The organism is Pseudomonas sp. ARP3 (assembly GCF_001029595.1).
In the GTDB taxonomy this organism is placed as follows: domain Bacteria; phylum Pseudomonadota; class Gammaproteobacteria; order Pseudomonadales; family Pseudomonadaceae; genus Aquipseudomonas; species Aquipseudomonas rhodesiae.
This window is the reverse complement of the sequence record NZ_LEKF01000002.1, coordinates 349,062-366,201: the sequence shown is the minus strand read 5'-3', so window position 1 is coordinate 366,201 and position 17,140 is coordinate 349,062. Positions and strand designations below refer to the sequence as shown.

16 protein-coding genes are annotated in these 17,140 nt (G+C 59.6%); 6 read left to right on the top strand and 10 right to left on the bottom strand.

The window, feature by feature from the left end; all coding sequences use genetic code 11:
- Position 1: 1 nt before the first annotated feature.
- The 3 genes from ABX75_RS03445 to gpmI all read right to left on the bottom strand — a co-directional run bounded on the left by ABX75_RS03445 (position 2) and on the right by gpmI (position 4,358).
- Positions 2–1,318 carry a S41 family peptidase gene (locus ABX75_RS03445; protein WP_034095441.1) on the bottom strand — a complete coding sequence of 439 codons (1,317 nt, stop codon included), beginning with the start codon at positions 1,316–1,318 and terminating at the stop codon, positions 2–4.
- 31 nt (positions 1,319–1,349) lie between these two features.
- On the bottom strand, positions 1,350–2,645 hold the full coding sequence (locus ABX75_RS03440; RefSeq protein WP_034095442.1) for a murein hydrolase activator EnvC: 1,296 nt from the start codon (positions 2,643–2,645) through the stop codon (positions 1,350–1,352).
- Positions 2,646–2,831: 186 nt separating this feature from the next.
- Positions 2,832–4,358, bottom strand: a complete 1,527-nt coding sequence (gene gpmI / locus ABX75_RS03435; RefSeq protein ID WP_034095443.1) for a 2,3-bisphosphoglycerate-independent phosphoglycerate mutase — start codon at positions 4,356–4,358, stop codon at positions 2,832–2,834.
- Between the two features lie 151 nt (positions 4,359–4,509).
- Between gpmI and ABX75_RS03430 the strand changes: the two genes are divergently transcribed.
- The 3 genes from ABX75_RS03430 to secB are packed head-to-tail and all read left to right on the top strand — an operon-like array spanning position 4,510 to position 5,701.
- The gene (locus ABX75_RS03430) at positions 4,510–4,923 is read left to right on the top strand and encodes a rhodanese-like domain-containing protein (RefSeq protein ID WP_034095444.1); all 414 of its coding nucleotides are present in this window, start codon (positions 4,510–4,512) and stop codon (positions 4,921–4,923) included.
- 1 nt (position 4,924) lies between these two features.
- Positions 4,925–5,179, top strand: coding sequence for a glutaredoxin 3 (gene grxC / locus ABX75_RS03425; RefSeq protein ID WP_034095445.1), 255 nt, complete (start codon positions 4,925–4,927; stop codon positions 5,177–5,179).
- A 42-nt stretch (positions 5,180–5,221) separates the two neighbouring features.
- On the top strand, positions 5,222–5,701 hold the full coding sequence (secB, locus tag ABX75_RS03420) for a protein-export chaperone SecB (protein WP_014716520.1): 480 nt from the start codon (positions 5,222–5,224) through the stop codon (positions 5,699–5,701).
- 126 nt (positions 5,702–5,827) lie between these two features.
- Here the strand turns inward: secB and ABX75_RS03415 are convergent, their stop codons facing one another.
- On the bottom strand, positions 5,828–6,283 hold the full coding sequence (locus ABX75_RS03415; protein WP_034095446.1) for a tRNA (cytidine(34)-2'-O)-methyltransferase: 456 nt from the start codon (positions 6,281–6,283) through the stop codon (positions 5,828–5,830).
- Between ABX75_RS03415 and ABX75_RS03410 the strand changes: the two genes are divergently transcribed.
- Positions 6,282–6,722 carry a hypothetical protein gene (locus tag ABX75_RS03410; protein WP_040265722.1) on the top strand — a complete coding sequence of 147 codons (441 nt, stop codon included), beginning with the start codon at positions 6,282–6,284 and terminating at the stop codon, positions 6,720–6,722. The two genes, ABX75_RS03415 and ABX75_RS03410, sit on opposite strands and share 2 nt — an antisense overlap.
- 444 nt (positions 6,723–7,166) lie before the next feature.
- Here the strand turns inward: ABX75_RS03410 and ntrC are convergent, their stop codons facing one another.
- From ntrC to glnA, 5 genes are all read right to left on the bottom strand, one after another.
- Complete coding sequence (ntrC, locus tag ABX75_RS03405; RefSeq protein ID WP_034095448.1) at positions 7,167–8,603, bottom strand: nitrogen regulation protein NR(I); 1,437 nt, start codon at positions 8,601–8,603, stop codon at positions 7,167–7,169.
- Positions 8,600–9,685 (bottom strand): nitrogen regulation protein NR(II), encoded by a 1,086-nt coding sequence (gene glnL / locus ABX75_RS03400; protein WP_034095449.1) that lies wholly within the window; start codon positions 9,683–9,685, stop codon positions 8,600–8,602. Before glnL ends, ntrC begins: the two co-directional genes overlap by 4 nt.
- Positions 9,686–9,984: 299 nt before the next feature.
- Positions 9,985–10,401, bottom strand: coding sequence for a cupin domain-containing protein (locus tag ABX75_RS03395; protein ID WP_047881457.1), 417 nt, complete (start codon positions 10,399–10,401; stop codon positions 9,985–9,987).
- Positions 10,402–10,495: 94 nt separating this feature from the next.
- A complete protein-coding gene (locus tag ABX75_RS03390) occupies positions 10,496–11,041 on the bottom strand; it encodes a chorismate mutase (protein ID WP_047881456.1) in 546 nt (181 codons plus the stop codon).
- Positions 11,042–11,247: 206 nt separating this feature from the next.
- Positions 11,248–12,654 (bottom strand): glutamate--ammonia ligase, encoded by a 1,407-nt coding sequence (glnA, locus tag ABX75_RS03385; protein WP_034095452.1) that lies wholly within the window; start codon positions 12,652–12,654, stop codon positions 11,248–11,250.
- A gap of 334 nt (positions 12,655–12,988) precedes the next feature.
- Here glnA and thiI point away from each other — a divergent pair, with 334 nt between their 5' ends.
- The gene (gene thiI, locus ABX75_RS03380) at positions 12,989–14,443 is read left to right on the top strand and encodes a tRNA uracil 4-sulfurtransferase ThiI (protein WP_034095453.1); all 1,455 of its coding nucleotides are present in this window, start codon (positions 12,989–12,991) and stop codon (positions 14,441–14,443) included.
- A gap of 139 nt (positions 14,444–14,582) precedes the next feature.
- Positions 14,583–16,403: a translational GTPase TypA gene (gene typA / locus ABX75_RS03375; protein ID WP_016972267.1), complete on the top strand. Its 1,821-nt coding sequence runs from the start codon at positions 14,583–14,585 to the stop codon at positions 16,401–16,403.
- A gap of 193 nt (positions 16,404–16,596) precedes the next feature.
- On the opposite strand, the gene ABX75_RS03370 is transcribed toward typA, so the two are convergent.
- Complete coding sequence (locus tag ABX75_RS03370) at positions 16,597–17,031, bottom strand: YkgJ family cysteine cluster protein (RefSeq protein WP_034095454.1); 435 nt, start codon at positions 17,029–17,031, stop codon at positions 16,597–16,599.
- Positions 17,032–17,140: the final 109 nt, after the last annotated feature.

Here is a 17,140-nt window from a genome sequence, read left to right as displayed (position 1 = left end):
ATCAACGGCTGCGCGTGATGCTCAAGCCCTTGAGCAGGCTCAGCGCCTGGGCCAGTTGGTAATCATCGTCCTGGGGCATCGGCTTGGCTTTGGCGCCGCTGCCGGTCGGCTGATCGGCGCCGCCGTTGCCATTGCCCAGGTGACCTTGCAGGTCGGCCTCTTTGTAATACTCGCTGTCGATCTCGTTGGTGATCTTGGCTTTGCGCACTTCGATGTCCGGCACGATGCCCTGGGCCTGGATCGAACGGCCGTTCGGCGTGTAGTACAGCGCGGTGGTGATCTTCAGGGCGCGCTCATTGTTCAGCGGCAGCACGGTCTGTACCGAGCCTTTGCCGAAGCTGGTGGTGCCCATCAGCACGCCGCGTTTCTGGTCTTGCAGAGCGCCGGCGACGATCTCCGAGGCCGAGGCACTGCCGCCGTTGATCAGCACGGCCAATGGCACGTTCTCGCTGAGGTCGTTACCGGTGGCCGAGAAGCGCAGCTCGGAGTTGGCGATACGGCCCTTGGTGTACACGATCAACCCTTTGGTGATGAAGTGGTCCACCACTTCCACCGCCGACTGTAAGACGCCGCCGGGGTTATTGCGCAGGTCGAGCACAATGCCGTTGAGTTTCTTGCCGTTGTCCTTGCGCAGCTTGGCCAGGGCCTTGGCTACTTCGTCGCCGGTCTTGACTTGGAACTGGGTGATGCGGATGTAGCCGTAGCCCGACTCCAGCAACTGGCTCTTCACGCTCTTGACCGTGATGGTCGCGCGGGTCAGCGTCACGTCGAACGGGTTACCGCCGTCGCGCACCAGGGTCAGGGTGATTTTCTGGCCGATCTTGCCGCGCATCTTGTCGACGGCTTCGGTCATGCTCTGGCCGCGGGTCGGCTGACCGTTGATCTTGACGATAAAGTCGCCGGCCTGGATGCCGGCCTTGGAAGCAGGGGTGTCGTCGATCGGCGAGACCACTTTGATATTGCCGTCTTCGGAGCCGACCTCAATGCCCAGGCCACCGAATTCACCGCTGGTGCTCTCCTGCAGCTCGGCGAAATCTTCCGGGCCCAGGTAGGCGGAGTGTGGGTCGAGGTTGCTGAGCATGCCCTTGATGGCATTTTCCAGCAGGGTCTTGTCGTCCACGGGTTCAACGTAGGCTGCCTTGATCCGGTCCATGACCTCGGCGAACGTGCGCAGCTCATCCAGCGGCAACGGCGCCTTGGTGGTCGCGGCCGTGGCGGCGGGTGCAGCCGGAGCGGCCTGGTCGGCCAAAGCCAGAGGCGCGCCGATCACCAGAGCGATCGTCAGGGCCAGCGAAGTGAGGCGGGACAAATGCAGCATGTCGAACGAACTCCTAATGTAGATGCGACCCTTATCCTTGGGTTCTGCACCATTGTGCGGGATCGCTCGGGCGACCCTGCTGACGAATAGCGAAGTACAGCGCCGGGGTGTCCTGGCCGCCACTGTTACCGACAGTGGAGATGGACTCACCGGCTTTTACAACATCACCTGCCGACTTGAGTAATGTCTGATTGTGGCCGTAAAGGCTCAAATAGCCATTGCCGTGGTCGAGAATCACCAACAAACCGGCGCCGCGCAACCAATCGGCAAACACCACGCGCCCGCCGTGTACGGCGTGGACCGGGCTGCCGGCGGCGGCGCTGATCATCACCCCGTCCCATTTGGCGCGGGTGTCATCGCCACGGGTTTCCCCAAAGCGTGCCAATAGTCGACCATCAACTGGCCATGGAAGTTTGCCTCGCGCCGAAGCAAAGGGGCCGCCGAAGGACTCGCCGGCGCTGGAAACCAGTGGCCCCGGCGCTGTATGTGCCGGTTTGCGCGGTGCCGGAGCGTCGGTGGTGGCCGCCAGTTCAGCTTCGCGCTGACGCTTTTTTTCCGCTTCCTGCTGGGCGATCAGGGCTTTTTGCCGCGCTTCTTCGGCCTCGCGCGCCTGGCGGGCCAGGGTCTCTTCGATGGTCTTTAGTACTTTGGCCAGGTCGGCCTGGTCCTGCTCGCGGGCCTGCAACTTGGCATCGCGGGCTTTTACGTCGTCGTTGAGCTTGGCCAGCGCCAGTTGGCGTTCCTTGCGAACCTTGTCCAGTTCGTCGCGCTGGGCATTGAGGCTGCTTTTCTGGTCCTCCAGCTGAGACTGCTGGTTGGCGATTTCCTGCTCCACGTTCACCAACTGGCGCAGGGTCTCGTTGAAGCTTTTCAATTGCTCCAGACGGGCCTTGCTCAGGTAATCGTAATAGGTAAGGGTGCGCGCGAATTTTTCCGGGTTTTGCTGGTTGAGCAGCAGCTTGAGGTACTCCTGGCGGCCGCTCTGGTAAGCGGCGCGGGCCTGGATCGCGATCAGGCGTTGCTGTTCAACGCGTGCGCTCTGGAGTTTTTTTTTCTCAGCGTCGAGTCGCTCCAGTTCCGACTCGCTCTTCTTTAGTTCTTTTTGCAACTCCTGGACTTGCTTCTCCAGCTTGCCCATTTCGGTTTCTGTACCGCGCAGGTCCTTTTGCACTCCGGATTTTTCTTCCTGGAGTTTGCCAAGCAGCTTCTTCAGCTCGGCAATGTCCTGACGCGTAGCGTCCAACTGTTGTTGGGTTTGTGCGCGCTCGTCGGCAAACGCCGGTTGGAGCAGGCAGACAAGAACAAGGGTAATCAAGGCGCGAAGCATAGAGGCGGGCGACACCAGGGGAAAGGGACGGCCTAGTATGCCCGCCAAGCGCTGCAAAAAAAACGCCCAATTCGGGCAAGCGGACAAGATAAGCGCCGAGTGGCGGTGGTATGGCAAAAAGATATCTGCCAAACACTTAAAAGCCAGTGTGGGAGGGGGAAAGCCCTCTCACACTGTTTGTTTGGATCAGACCAGGATTGAGGTGCCAGTCATCTCTTTGGGCTTCTCCAACCCCATCAGCATCAGCATGGTCGGTGCCACATCCGCCAGCACGCCGCCTTTACGCACTTTGAAATCGCGCTTGCCGACGTAGATGAACGGCACGGGCTCGGTGGTGTGGGCGGTGTGAGCCTGGCCGGTGGATTCGTCGGACATCTGCTCGCAGTTGCCGTGGTCCGCCGTGATCAGCGCTTCGCCGCCGACTTTTTCCAGGGCGTCAACGATGCGGCCGACGCAGGTATCCAGGCATTCCACCGCCTTGGTTGCGGCTTCCAGGTTGCCGCTATGGCCGACCATGTCCCCGTTGGCGTAGTTGACCACGATCACGTCGTAACGCTGGTGGTCGATGGCGTCGACGATTTTGTCGGTGACTTCCGGTGCGCTCATTTCCGGCTGCAGATCGTAGGTGGCGACTTTCGGCGATGGAATCAGGATGCGCTCTTCGCCTGGGAACGGTTCTTCACGACCGCCGGAGAAGAAGAAGGTCACGTGAGCGTATTTCTCGGTTTCAGCGATACGCAGTTGGGTCTTGCCGTTTTTCGCCAGGTAGTCGCCAAGCACGTTGTCCAGGCTGCCCGGCGCGAAAGCTGCGGGGGCGGGAATGCTGGCGGCGTATTGGGTCAGGCCGACGTATTGCACTTTCGGCTGGCGGGCCCGTTCGAATTCCTTGAAGTCGTCTTCAACGAATACGCGGCTCAGCTCGCGGGCACGGTCGGCACGGAAGTTCATGAACACCACGGCATCGCCGTCTTCGACTTTGACCGGCTCGCCGATGGTGGTGGCCTTGACGAACTCATCGCTCTCGCCGCGGGCGTAGGCGGCTTCGAGACCTTCCTGGGCGGTGGCGGCGTTGAACTCGGCCTGGCCGTCGACGATCAGGTTGTAGGCTTGGGAGACGCGGTCCCAGCGATTGTCGCGGTCCATGGCGAAGTAACGGCCGATCAGGCTGGCGATGCGGCCCTTGCCCAGCGCGGTAAAGGTGGCATCCAGCAGTTCGATAGACGATTGCGCGCTTTTAGGCGGTGTGTCGCGACCGTCGAGGAAGGCGTGCAGGTAAATCTTTTCGGCGCCGCGCTTAAAGGCCAGTTCGGCCATGGCCACCAAATGGTCCTGATGGCTGTGAACGCCGCCGTCGGACAGCAGGCCCATGAAGTGCACGGCCTTGCCGGCCGCGACTGCTTTATCCACCGCCGCGCAGATGGTCGGGTTCTCGAAGAACTCGCCATCGCGGATCGCTTTGGTCACGCGAGTGAAGTCCTGATAGACCACTCGTCCGGCGCCGAGATTCATGTGGCCGACTTCCGAGTTGCCCATCTGGCCGTCCGGCAGGCCCACGTCCATGCCCGAACCGGAAATCAGGCCGTTGGGTACGGTGGCCGTGAGGCGGTCGAGGACGGGCTTGTTAGCCGCGTATACGGCGTTGTCGTGGTGGCTTTCACTGTGTCCGAAGCCATCGAGAATTATCAGGACCAAAGGTTTAGGCGTGGTAGTCATAGATCCTCTCGCGGCGTTAATAAAGGAAGGCAATTGAAAAGGGAGTGGCAGTTTAAAGCGAAGTTCCGAGCACGTCACCGCTTTACGGGGGTTGGCCCCCCCTGGCGGCTGTGTATACTTACCGCCATTTTAACGCCCTGGAACCTCCTTGATGGTTGATCACCTGATTGCATTTGCCACTGCCCATTATCTGCTCGTGGGTGCCTTTGTCATTCTGCTGGCGCTGCTGATCGCTCATGAAATGAGCCGTGGTGGCCGCAGCCTGAGCACGTCGGAACTGACCGCACTGGTTAACAAGGATGAGGCCGTTGTGGTGGATATCCGCCCGGCCAAGGATTTCGCCACCGGCCATATCGTCGGCGCATTGAACATCCCCCAGGACAAGCTGATCGCCCGCCTGGCCGAGCTGGAAAAGCACAAGGCCAAGACCATCATCCTGGTCGACGCCCAGGGCCAGCACGCCGGTACCCATGCCCGCGAGATGCTCAAGAGCGGCTTCACCGCCGCCAAGCTCTCCGGTGGCATCAGCAGCTGGCGCGCCGATAACCTGCCGCTGGTGAAGTGATATGAGCCAGGTCGTCGTATATTCCAGCGACTGGTGCCCGTACTGCATGCGGGCCAAGGCCCTGCTTGAGAAGAAGGGCGTTGCGTTCGAAGAGATCAAGGTCGACGGCAAGCCCCAGGTGCGTGCCGAAATGGCCCAGAAAGCGGGGCGTACGTCCGTGCCGCAGATCTGGATCGGCACCCAGCATGTCGGTGGTTGCGATGACCTGTTTGCTTTGGAGCGCGCCGGTAAACTCGATGCGCTGCTGGCCGCCTGACTCCCAAACCCTTAAAGACCCCAAGATAGAGAAGGATCTGCGATGACTGATCAACAGAACACCGAAGCAGCAGAAGCCCAAGGCCCGCAATTCTCGCTGCAACGGATCTATGTGCGTGACCTGTCCTTCGAAGCGCCGAAAAGCCCGGCCATCTTCCGTCAGGAGTGGACACCAAGCGTTGCCCTGGACCTGAACACCCGTCAGAAAGCCCTGGAAGGCGACTTCCACGAAGTGGTGCTGACCCTGTCGGTTACCGTCAAGAACGGCGAAGAAGTGGCTTTTATCGCTGAAGTGCAACAGGCCGGTATCTTCCTGATCCAAGGCCTGGACGAAGCTTCCATGAGCCACACGTTGGGTGCGTTCTGCCCGAACATCCTGTTCCCGTACGCTCGCGAGACCCTGGACAGCCTGGTGACCCGTGGTTCGTTCCCCGCATTGATGCTGGCGCCGGTGAACTTCGATGCCCTGTACGCGCAAGAGCTGCAGCGCATGCAGCAGGAAGGCGCGCCGACGGTTCAGTAATCTGTAACCGACGCAGCACCCAATGTGGGAGGGGGCTTGCCCCCGATTGCGGTGGATCAGTCACACATAAGTTGACTGACACTTCGCCATCGGGGGGCAAGCCCCCTCCCACATTTGTTTTGTGTATTACTTGAAACCGAGTTGGCGCCAGCCTTCATAGACCGCCACGGCCACGGTATTGGACAGGTTCAGGCTGCGGCAGCCCTCGCGCATCGGCAGGCGCAGGCGATGGCCGTCGGGCAGGGCGTCGAGCACGTCGGCGGGCAAGCCACGGCTTTCCGGACCGAACAGAAACGCGTCGCCTTCGGCAAAACTGGCATCATGAAATGGGCGCGAGCCTTTGGTGGTAAACGCGAACAGCCGTGGATGGCCGAGGCTTTCCAGGCAACTGGCCAAATCGGCATGGCGCTTGAGGGTGGCGTACTCGTGGTAGTCCAGTCCCGCGCGACGCAGACGCTTGTCGTCCATGTCAAAGCCCAGGGGCTCGATCAAATGCAGGTGGCAGCCACTGTTGGCGCACAGCCTGATAACGTTGCCGGTATTCGGCGGAATTTCTGGTTGAAAAAGGATGACGTGAAACATGCACGGCTCCGAAGGCAAAGATGCGCTGCATTCTACCCCCGAAGAGGATCCAAGGCCGAAGCTATTGCCGAGGGTTATGGGGTCATTGGCGATTGTCGGCTTGATGGTGGGCCTGATGATCGGCCGCCTGACCATTCCCGACCCGGTTGAGTTGCAGCAGGTCGAAACGGCGCCGGACGGCGTGGTGGTGTGGTTCAACAGTGAACCCCAACTGCACGGCGAACATATCGACGGCACCGTGGCGCTGTTGTTCGACGCCCAGGGCAAGGCTGCCAGTGGGCAGCTCAAGGTCAACGATAAGGACGTGAACTGGCGCATTCGCAAGACCGATGGTGGCTTGCTGCTGAACCTGGTGGCGGCGCGGCCGTTGCGCGGAGAGTGGAAAGGCGCTGAGGCCGACGGCCGCTGGCGGCTGGAGATCCATCTCCAAGGGCAATAAAAGAGGGAGTTCCCGGCCTGCCTGTACCAGGGCTCCCAAAACGGGGTGAAGCCGTAAAGGCTTCGGCGTTAAAGAGGGGATTCTCGGCCTGCCTGTACCAAGGTCCCCGAAACTGGGTAGTACCAGGGTTATTGCAGGGCGCGTGCCAGAGTTTGCAATTTTCCCCAAAAAATCATGCCGAAAAGCGCAAAGCCCCGGAATTCGGGGCTTTGGCGGTTTAAGCTCAGCAGCGGTGTTTAGCGGCGGTGGTGTTCAGGCGCTCGTGTCGGTGCCCGATGCCGGTTCATGGTGCATTGAATCGGTGCACGACCCTGAAGCTCTGTGACGGTCAAAATGTGGCAGGGGGCTTGCCCCCGATGGCGGTGTATCAGGCACAGAGGTTGTGACTGACCTACTGCTATCGGGGGCAAGCCCCCTCCACATTAGACCTCGGTAGATTGGAGATCAGGCGTCGTCGCCCTCGTCATCGTCCCCACCATCCACCTTCATGCCCAGTTCCTTGATCTTGCGCGTCAAGGTATTGCGCCCCCAACCCAGCAATACAGCGGCATCGCGGCGGCGACCGGCGGTGTGCTTGAGGGCGGTTTCGATCATGATCCGTTCGAAGGCCGGCACGGCGCTGTCCAGCAGGTTCGACTGGCCGCGTGCCAGGGCCTGGTCGGCCCATTGGCGCAGGGCCTGTTCCCAGTTGGTCACCGGCGCGGAGTCCTGCGGCAGGCTCAGCAGCTCCGGGGGCAAGTCGCTGATGTGCACTTCGCGCCCGGACGCCATCACCGTGATCCAACGGCAGGTGTTCTCCAATTGGCGCACGTTGCCGGGCCATGGCAGGTTTTTCAGGTATTCCTCGGTCTCGCTCTTGAGCAGCTTCGGCTCGACGGCCAGTTCCTGGGCGGCGCGGCTGAGGAAGTGACGGGCGAGGGTCGGGATGTCTTCGCGACGATCCGACATGCGTGGGATATGGATGCGGATCACATTGAGGCGGTGGAACAAGTCCTCACGGAATTTGCCCGCGTGTACCAGGGTTTCCAGGTTCTGGTGGGTGGCGGCGATGATTCGCACGTCGACCTTCACCGGGGTGTGCCCGCCAACACGGTAGAACTCGCCATCGGCCAGCACGCGCAGTAAGCGGGTCTGGGTGTCGGCCGGCATGTCGCCGATCTCGTCGAGGAACAGGGTGCCGCCGTCGGCCTGTTCGAAGCGACCGCGACGCAGGTTGGCCGCGCCGGTGAAGGCGCCTTTTTCGTGGCCGAACAGTTCCGACTCCATCAAATCCTTGGGGATTGCCGCCATGTTCAAGGCGATAAACGGCGAGGCCGCCCGTGGGCTGTGACGATGCAGGGCGTGAGCCACCAGCTCTTTACCGGTACCCGATTCGCCGTTGATCAACACGGTGATGTTGGAATGACTCAAGCGCCCGATAGCGCGAAACACTTCCTGCATCGCCGGCGCTTCGCCGATGATTTCCGGGGTGCGCGTCAGTGTCGGCGGCGCTTCCTGGTTCTGCTGTTCCTGGGCGTGCTGGTTGGCGCGTTTGACCAGAGCCACGGCCTCGTCCACATCGAAAGGCTTGGGCAGGTATTCAAACGCGCCGCCCTGATAAGACGCCACGGCGCTGTCCAGGTCGGAGTGGGCGGTCATGATGATCACTGGCAGGCGCGGATGCTGCTCGCGAATCCGCGCCAGCAGGTCCAGGCCGCTGGCGCCGGGCATGCGGATATCGGAGATGATCACGTCGGGCTGCTGGCGCGCCAGGCGGCTCATCACGCCGTCGGCGCTGTCGAAGCTCTGGGTGGTCATGCCTTCCTGTTGCAAGGCTTTCTCCAGGACCCAGCGGATAGAACGGTCGTCATCGACGATCCACACAGTTTCACTACGGCTCATGTCGATGGGGCTCCTTGTTCCAGTGGCAGAAAGATCGAGAACGTGGTGTGGCCGGGATGGCTCTCACATTCGATCAGGCCCTGGTGCTGGCTGATGATGTTCTGGGTGATGGACAGGCCCAGCCCGGTACCGTCCGGGCGGCCGCTGACCATGGGAAAGAAAATGGTTTCCTGCAGTTCCGCAGGAATGCCCGGGCCGTTGTCGATGATCTCGACCTTGGTCACCAGGCGATGGCGCACGTGGCCAATAGTGAACTGACGCAGGGCGCGGGTACGCAGGCAGATGCGGCCCAGGCGCAGTTCGTTCTGACTGCTGATGGCCTGCATGGCGTTGCGCACAATATTGAGCACTGCCTGGATCATCTGCTCGCGGTCGATCAACACGTCGGGGATGCTTGGGTCGTAGTCGCGCACCAAGGTGATGCAGCCCTGGCTTTCGGCTTCGACCAGTTGGCAGACGCGCTCCAGCACTTCGTGCACGTTGGTCAGCGCCAGCGACGGCAACTTGTTGGAGCCGAGCATGCGATCCACCAGATTACGCAGGCGGTCGGCTTCTTCGATGATGACGTTGGTGTAGTCCTTGAGGTTCTCGTCCGGCAGCTCGCGGGCCAGTAACTGCGCCGCGCCACGGATTCCGCCGAGTGGGTTCTTGATCTCATGGGCCAGGCCGCGCACCAGCATCTTGCTGGTCTCTTGCTTGGACAGCTGCGCTTCCTCTTTGGTAATGCGCAGCAATCGATCGCGGGGGTGTACTTCAAGCAGCAGCAGGGTGGCGCCGTTGCTCAGGATCGGGGTTACGGCGTAGTCGACGGTGAGGGTCTGGCCGGTAAGGGCGGTGAGCATTGCTTCGCGCTTGGTGAAGGGATGCGCCTGTTCAACTGCCTGGCGCAACGAACTCAAGGCCTCGGCCGACTCGGTGAACAATTCGCTGATGAACTGCCCATGGCTGCGCTGGCCGCTGATGGCCAGGAGCATTTCCGCCGCCGGGTTCATGTACTCAAGACGTAAATCGTCATTGAGCAGGATGGTCGCGGTGGTCAGGTTGTCGAGTAGCAAACGGTGCAGTGCATCGCTGATGGTCATCAGGACCTCTTTTGGAGCAAGGCGCGGGCTTGAGGCACACGCTGATACCAAGAAAATGCAAAAACCAAACCAAGGCTCCGAAAAGAAGCGCGCAGGCCCTGAAATAAGGGTTTTTGGCGCGAAACTGTGGCGTTCTGCCAGCTTTATCGTGAAGTTTCGAACCAAAATGGGTTTTCGGATTGGGTAGGGTGCAACTTGTCGCACCAATATAGTGCGAATTGATGACGTTTGTTCAGCAAGCGTGAAGGCAGGATCGTTTGGGGCAAACGATCCTGCGATGCATAAGGCGGTCAGTGGGTTTACGAAAGCGGTATACCGGGGCTACCGGCATAGAACACCAGCAGTTCGACCGGCGTGTCGCCCGTACTGCCGCGATGCTCGATGCCCACCATTTCGGCCAGCGTATCGCCTTGGCGCAATGTGCGGGTGGCACCGCTCTCACGGGCTTCGACCTGCAATTCGCCGGAAAGGATATACGCCGCGTTGGGTATGGGATGGGTGTGCCACGGCAATTGGGTATTGGCCGGGATATTGAGGCGTATCAGGGTCAACTGTGGAGCGCCCGAAGGGTAAGCCTTGTAAGGCGTGCCGTCCCATGACTCGTTGCTTTGCAGCAGTAACTCGGTTTTGATGGGGGCCGTATTCGGTTGTGGGGTGGTGCAGCCGAGCGCGGACAAGCACGCGGCTGCAGCGATCAAGCCGTTGAAGGATTTCATGGGGCCATCCTGTGTGGTCAATGACCCGCCAGGCTAGGGTGAGCCCCCAATCGGAAGATGCCGGAAACTGCCTAGGATGAGGTAGTCCACGTATTTATTTGCTGGCAGGCGCCTGGAGGCATAGCTCGCCAGTGGCGCGGGCTCTTGCTATCTGCATCAAGGGCTCGTGCAGTGGCTCGTGAATCGCCCTGGCCACCCATTGAGGGCATTGCGGGTTGTTACGCTGTGGGGCGAAGTCGGCTAATTGCTGCAAGAGGCGTTTTTGCAGCTGATCCAGCTGCGGGCGGATTTTACCCACCAAGTCCGGGCGTGGCAGATCCGGGGCCTTGCCCATGAACTGCCAGTCGGACAAGCGCGTGTATTGCACGAGTTTGTTGGCCTCGATCTGCGCGGCGAAAAACTGCTCGGCAACGGCGGGGTCGAGTTTGTAGTTGGGCGCCTGGGCGGCGACGCTGGCGAGCACTTCCTGTTCGCGCTGTTTATCTTCTACCGGCTTTTTGCTGTCCCATTTGCTCAGCGCAACCTGGTCGGCGATGGCCAGGCGTTCGGTGATGCTGTTGAGTAAAGGTTCGAGGCTGGGCGGCGCAGCGCTGGCGCTGGCGCTGGCCAATAACAAAGCGAATACAAGTCGACGTTTCAAGGCTGATCTCCTTGTGGGAGGGGGCTACACCGATGGCAGAGTGTCAGTCAGCACCTGTATCAGCTGATCCACCGCTACCGGGAGCAAGCTCCCTCCCACCTTTTTTGATTGGGTTTGCAGATACGGAGCTATGTAATGTCCGGGCAAAAAAAAGACCTCCCGAAGGAGGCCTTTTTCATCGCGCTACGTCAAGCAGCGCAACCGGATCAGCAGCTGTAGTACAGCTCGTATTCCAGTGGGTGTACGAAGGTGCGTACTTTGATTTCTTCTTCGCTTTTCAGGGCGATGTAGGCATCGATAAAGTCGTCGCTGAACACGCCGCCTTTGGTGAGGAACGCACGGCCCTTGTCCAGCTCTTCCAGGGCTTCTTTCAGGCTGCCGCACACTTGTGGGATCTCTTTGGCCTCTTCAGGCGGCAGGTCGTACAAGTTTTTGTCGGCGGCGTCGCCAGGGTGGATCTTGTTCTGGATGCCGTCCAGGCCAGCCATCAGCAGGGCGGCAAAGCCCAGGTATGGGTTGGCTGCCGGATCCGGGAAGCGAGCTTCGATACGGCGAGCGCGAGGGCTGGACACGTAAGGAATACGGATCGAAGCCGAACGGTTGCGAGCCGAGTAGGCCAGCATTACAGGTGCTTCGAAACCTGGCACCAGACGCTTGTAGGAGTTGGTCGATGGGTTGGTGAAGCCGTTCAGGGCCTTACCGTGCTTGATGATGCCGCCGATGAAGTACAGGGCGGTGTCGGACAGGCCGGCATAACCTTCGCCAGCGAAGGTGTTCTTGCCATCTTTGGCGATGGACAGGTGAACGTGCATACCCGAACCGTTATCGCCGTACAGAGGCTTAGGCATGAAGGTAGCGGTACGGCCGTAAGCTACGGCAGTGTTGTGCACGCAGTATTTCAGGGTCTGAACTTCGTCAGCCTTGGCCACCAGGGTGTTGAACTTCACACCGATTTCGTTCTGGCCGGCAGTGGCCACTTCGTGGTGGTGCACTTCGATGACCAGGCCCATGTCTTCCATGGCGTTGCACATGGCGGTACGGATTTCGTGGTCGTGGTCGAATGGCGGAACTGGGAAGTAGCCACCTTTGATACCTGGACGGTGGCCATGGTTGCCGCCTTCCACGTCCTGGTCGGACATCCACGAACCTTGTTCGGAGTAGATTTTGAACATGGAGCCGGAGATGTCGGATTTGAACTTCACTTCGTCGAAGATGAAGAACTCTGGCTCCGGGCCTACGAATACGGTGTCACCGATACCGGTGGACTTGAGGTATTCCTCGGCACGCTTGGCGATCGCACGTGGGTCGCGGTCGTAGCCTTGCATGGTCGAAGGCTCGATTACGTCGCATACCAGGATCAGGGTCGGCTCTTCGGTGAATGGGTCCAGCACGGCAGTGCTGTCGTCCGGCATCAGGATCATGTCGGAGGCTTCGATGCCTTTCCAGCCAGCAATGGAGGAACCGTCGAACATTTTGCCTTCTTCGAAGAAAGCTTCATCCAGCGCGTCGCGAGCCGGCATGGTCACGTGGTGCTGAGTGCCTTTGGTGTCCGTGAAGCGCAGATCAATCCATTTAACGTCATGATCTTTGATGAGTTGAACCGACTTCGACATAGTGTCCTCCGGGTGGCTTCGGGCTGGGGTAGTGGAGTTAGCCCTTAGAATGTGGGTGATGCCGGCGCGGATACTCCGCCATGGCAACCTGCCTCACAAGAGAGCAAATTGCATGCCAGTGCGCCAACATGGGTTTTCTGTTCCAAAAACGCCCCTATAAAGGTGCATTGTGACAAAACTGCAAAAACAGCGCACCGCAATGTGGCGCGGCTCGCGTTAAACGCACTGCTTTAGTGCGTGGCGGTTGAAGTGCATATTAACTGGTTAAACCTTGAGCGATTTCCGCTATAATCCGCGCCCCCCTTTTTCGGCAGGCCCTGCGCGCGCTGTTTCCATGAAATTAATCGTTAAAGTCTTCCCCGAGATCACCATCAAAAGCCGACCGGTACGGACGCGTTTCATCCGTCAGTTGGCCAAGAACATCCGTGCCGTGCTCCGCGATCTGGACCCGGCTGTGGTGGTGAACGGCGTGTGGGACAACCTCGAACTGGAAACCCGTGTTACCGACCCCAAAGCCTTGAAGGATATGACCGAACGCCTGAGCTGCATGCCGGGCATCGCGCATTTTCTGCAGGTGGACGAATACCCGCTCGGCGACTTCGACGACATCACCGAGAAGTGCAAACGGCACTACGGCAGCTCGCTGGAAGGCAAGATTTTTTCTGTGCGCTGCAAGCGTGCCGGCAAGCATCCGTTCAGCTCGATGGACGTCGAGAAATACGTCGGCAGCAAGCTGCGTCGCGAGTGCGGCGCCGCCGGAATCTCCCTGAAAGCGCCGCAAATTGAAGTGCGCATGGAAATTCGCGACCAACGGTTGTTTGTGATCCACAGCCAGCACAACAGCATCGGCGGTTACCCGCTGGGCGCCCTGGAACAGACCCTGGTATTGATGTCCGGCGGTTTCGATTCCACGGTGGCGGCCTACCAGATCATGCGCCGCGGCCTGATGAGCCACTTCTGCTTCTTCAACCTGGGCGGGCGTGCACATGAATTGGGCGTGATGGAAGTCGCGCACTATATCTGGAAGAAATACGGCAGCTCCCAGCGTGTGCTATTTGTGAGCGTGCCGTTCGAGGAAGTGCTGGGAGAAATTCTCGGCAAAGTCGATAACAGTCATATGGGCGTAGTATTGAAGCGTATGATGTTGCGCGCTGCGTCCCGAATTGCCGATCAATTGCAGATCGACGCGCTGGTGACCGGTGAAGCGATTTCCCAGGTGTCCAGCCAGACTCTGCCCAACCTGTCGATCATCGACTGCGTCACCGAGAAGCTGGTGTTGCGTCCGCTGATCGCCAGTCACAAGCAGGACATCATCGACCTGGCAGAGCAAATCGGCACCGCCGACTTTGCCAAACATATGCCGGAGTACTGCGGGGTCATTTCGGTGAACCCCAAGACCCACGCCAAGCGTCACCGCGTGGAGCATGAAGAGAAAGAATTCGACATGGCGATTCTGGAGCGTGCGCTCGAGAACGCCAAACTGGTCCCGATCGATCGCGTGATCGACGAGTTGGGCCAGGATGTGCAGATCGAAGAAGTCAGCGAAGCCCTGGCCGGCCAGATCGTCATCGACATCCGTCACCCGGATGCCGCCGAGGACGAGCCGCTGGAGATTCCTGGCATCGACGTACAAACGCTGCCGTTCTATGCATTGAACGCGCGTTTCAAGGAACTGGATAACAGCCGTCAGTACCTGTTGTATTGCGACAAAGGCGTCATGAGTCGCCTGCATGCTCACCATTTGCTCAGTGAGGGGCATGCCAATGTGCGCGTTTATCGACCGAGCTAAGAGCCCGGGGCTGTTTGCCTGTGGCCTGCGTCACCGGCCCCCCGACTCTGCCGTCAAGCTGTAACGGCAAGGCCTGACTCTACTGTTAATCGCTGCCACGACCTGACAGCACACCGAATCCTCTGATCGAGATACACAAGTGATCGAAAATCTACGTAACATCGCCATCATTGCTCACGTTGACCATGGTAAGACCACCCTGGTAGACAAACTCCTGCGTCAATCCGGCACCCTGGAGCGCAACGAGCTCAACGACGAGCGCGTGATGGACTCCAACGACCAGGAAAAAGAGCGCGGTATTACCATCCTGGCGAAAAACACCGCCATCAACTGGAACGGCTACCACATCAACATCGTGGACACCCCGGGCCACGCCGACTTCGGCGGCGAAGTAGAACGCGTAATGTCGATGGTCGACTCCGTGCTGCTGCTGGTTGACGCTCAAGACGGCCCTATGCCGCAAACCCGTTTCGTGACCAAGAAGGCGTTCGAAGCCGGCCTGCGTCCGATCGTGTGCATCAACAAGGTTGACCGTCCAGGCGCGCGTCCGGACTGGGTTCTGGACCAGATCTTCGACCTGTTCGACAACCTGGGTGCCACCGAAGAACAGCTGGACTTCAAAGTCGTCTACGCCTCGGCCCTGAACGGCATTGCCGGTCTGGACCACAACGACATGGCCGAAGACATGACCCCGCTGTACCAGTCGATCGTCGACAACGTACCAGCACCGGCTGTTGACCGTGACGGCGCGTTCCAGATGCAGATCTCCGCACTGGACTACAACAGCTTCCTGGGTGTTATCGGCGTTGGCCGTATCGCTCGTGGTCGCGTCAAGCCGAATACCCCGGTTGTGGCTATCGGCGCCGACGGCAAGAAGCGCAACGGTCGTATCCTGAAGCTGATGGGTCACCACGGCCTGCACCGCATCGACGTCGAAGAAGCTGCAGCCGGCGACATCGTGTGCATCAGCGGTATGGACTCGCTGTTCATCTCCGACACCCTGTGCCACCCGGACACCGTAGAAGCGATGAAGCCGTTGACCGTCGACGAGCCAACCGTTTCCATGACCTTCCAGGTAAACGACTCGCCGTTCTGCGGTAAAGAAGGCAAGTTCGTGACCTCCCGTAACATCAAGGAGCGTCTGGACAAAGAGCTGCTGTACAACGTTGCACTGCGCGTTGAAGAAGGCGACTCGGCCGACAAGTTCAAGGTCTCCGGCCGTGGTGAGCTGCACCTCTCGGTACTGATCGAAACCATGCGTCGCGAAGGCTTCGAAATGGGTGTTGGTCGTCCGGAAGTGATCATCCGTCAAGTTGACGGCGTGAAGCAGGAACCGTTCGAAAACGTCACCATCGACACCCCTGAAGAATCCCAGGGCAAGGTCATGGAAGAGATGGGCCTGCGTAAGGGCGACCTGACCAACATGGTGCCGGATGGCAAAGGCCGTGTTCGTCTGGAGTACAACATCCCTGCTCGCGGTCTGATCGGTTTCCGTAACCAGTTCCTGACCCTGACCAACGGTGCTGGCATCCTGACCTCGATCTTCGATCGCTACGACACCATGAAGTCCGGCGACATGTCCGGCCGTCAGAACGGTGTTCTGGTTTCGGTTGAAACCGGCAAGGCGCTGACCTACTCCCTGGAAACCCTCCAGGCACGCGGCAAGCTGTTCGTTGAACACGGTCAAGAGATCTACAACGGTCAGATCGTTGGTCTGAACAGCCGTGACAACGACATGGGCGTCAACCCAACCAAAGGTAAGAAGCTCGACAACATGCGTGCTTCGGGTAAAGACGAAACCATCGCCCTGGTTCCACCTGTTCGCTTCACCCTGGAACAGGCCCTGGAATTCATCCAGGACGACGAACTGTGCGAAGTCACGCCGAAGTCGATCCGCCTGCGTAAGAAGATCCTGGACGAAGGCGAGCGTACCCGCGCTGCCAAGAAAGCCAAGAACTGAGTTAACTCAGGCTGAATGAAAAACGCCCCCGGTCGAAAGGCCGGGGGCGTTTTTTTATGCCTGCAGATTTTGGGGTGGCTGTTCTGGCCTCATCGGGGGCAAGCCCCCTCCCACATTTTGATCTGTGAACACATTCAAAGGTGGGAGGGGGCTTGCCCCCGATAGGGCCCTCAAGCCCCCCACAAAACCCCGATCAGAACTTATCGAGGGTCTTGAAGTTAGTCTCGCGCACCACTTCCTTGGGCTTATACGCGCAATACCCCGGCCGCGGCCCGATCTTCGGGTGGTTGCGGCAAGTGTCCGGGCGTTTGTCATAAATAGTGCAGAAGCGGGTTTTACGATCCAGGTACAGGCAGTCGTTATTGCTCATGCGCTGCAGGGTAAAAATCTCGGACTTGTTGTTGTAGCGCTCGACGATGCCTTCCTTCTGCAACCGCTTGGCGATGTTCTTCGGCGGGTCGCCGCGTTCGAACTCATCGACGATACCAATGCGGATCAGGTCCTTGATCTTCACCTCAACCGGCAGCGTGCAGCAGCTGGACACGCAGCCGCCGCACATATGGCTGGAGTATTTCTGCCAGGTTTCGAGACGGTCGAGTTCCGCGGCGGCGATCAGTTGAGGCTTCATCAGGGTTCCAGGGTGGGGCGGTATCAGGGCGCGCGATCATACCGGGATTGGTGCTTTTTTGAACAATATTTTGCGGTTTTCGGCTAAAAGGCGGCGCGGCGCAGGATCG

Coding starts and splice junctions, on each gene's coding strand:
- ABX75_RS03445 (WP_034095441.1), bottom strand. CDS start 1,318: ATGCTGCATTTGTCCCGCCTCACTTCGCTGGCCCTGACGATCGCTCTG.
- ABX75_RS03440 (WP_034095442.1), bottom strand. CDS start 2,645: ATGCTTCGCGCCTTGATTACCCTTGTTCTTGTCTGCCTGCTCCAACCG.
- gpmI (WP_034095443.1), bottom strand. CDS start 4,358: ATGACTACCACGCCTAAACCTTTGGTCCTGATAATTCTCGATGGCTTC.
- ABX75_RS03430 (WP_034095444.1), top strand. CDS start 4,510: ATGGTTGATCACCTGATTGCATTTGCCACTGCCCATTATCTGCTCGTG.
- grxC (WP_034095445.1), top strand. CDS start 4,925: ATGAGCCAGGTCGTCGTATATTCCAGCGACTGGTGCCCGTACTGCATG.
- secB (WP_014716520.1), top strand. CDS start 5,222: ATGACTGATCAACAGAACACCGAAGCAGCAGAAGCCCAAGGCCCGCAA.
- ABX75_RS03410 (WP_040265722.1), top strand. CDS start 6,282: ATGCACGGCTCCGAAGGCAAAGATGCGCTGCATTCTACCCCCGAAGAG.
- ABX75_RS03415 (WP_034095446.1), bottom strand. CDS start 6,283: ATGTTTCACGTCATCCTTTTTCAACCAGAAATTCCGCCGAATACCGGC.
- ntrC (WP_034095448.1), bottom strand. CDS start 8,603: ATGAGCCGTAGTGAAACTGTGTGGATCGTCGATGACGACCGTTCTATC.
- glnL (WP_034095449.1), bottom strand. CDS start 9,685: ATGACCATCAGCGATGCACTGCACCGTTTGCTACTCGACAACCTGACC.
- ABX75_RS03395 (WP_047881457.1), bottom strand. CDS start 10,401: ATGAAATCCTTCAACGGCTTGATCGCTGCAGCCGCGTGCTTGTCCGCG.
- glnA (WP_034095452.1), bottom strand. CDS start 12,654: ATGTCGAAGTCGGTTCAACTCATCAAAGATCATGACGTTAAATGGATT.
- thiI (WP_034095453.1), top strand. CDS start 12,989: ATGAAATTAATCGTTAAAGTCTTCCCCGAGATCACCATCAAAAGCCGA.
- ABX75_RS03370 (WP_034095454.1), bottom strand. CDS start 17,031: ATGAAGCCTCAACTGATCGCCGCCGCGGAACTCGACCGTCTCGAAACC.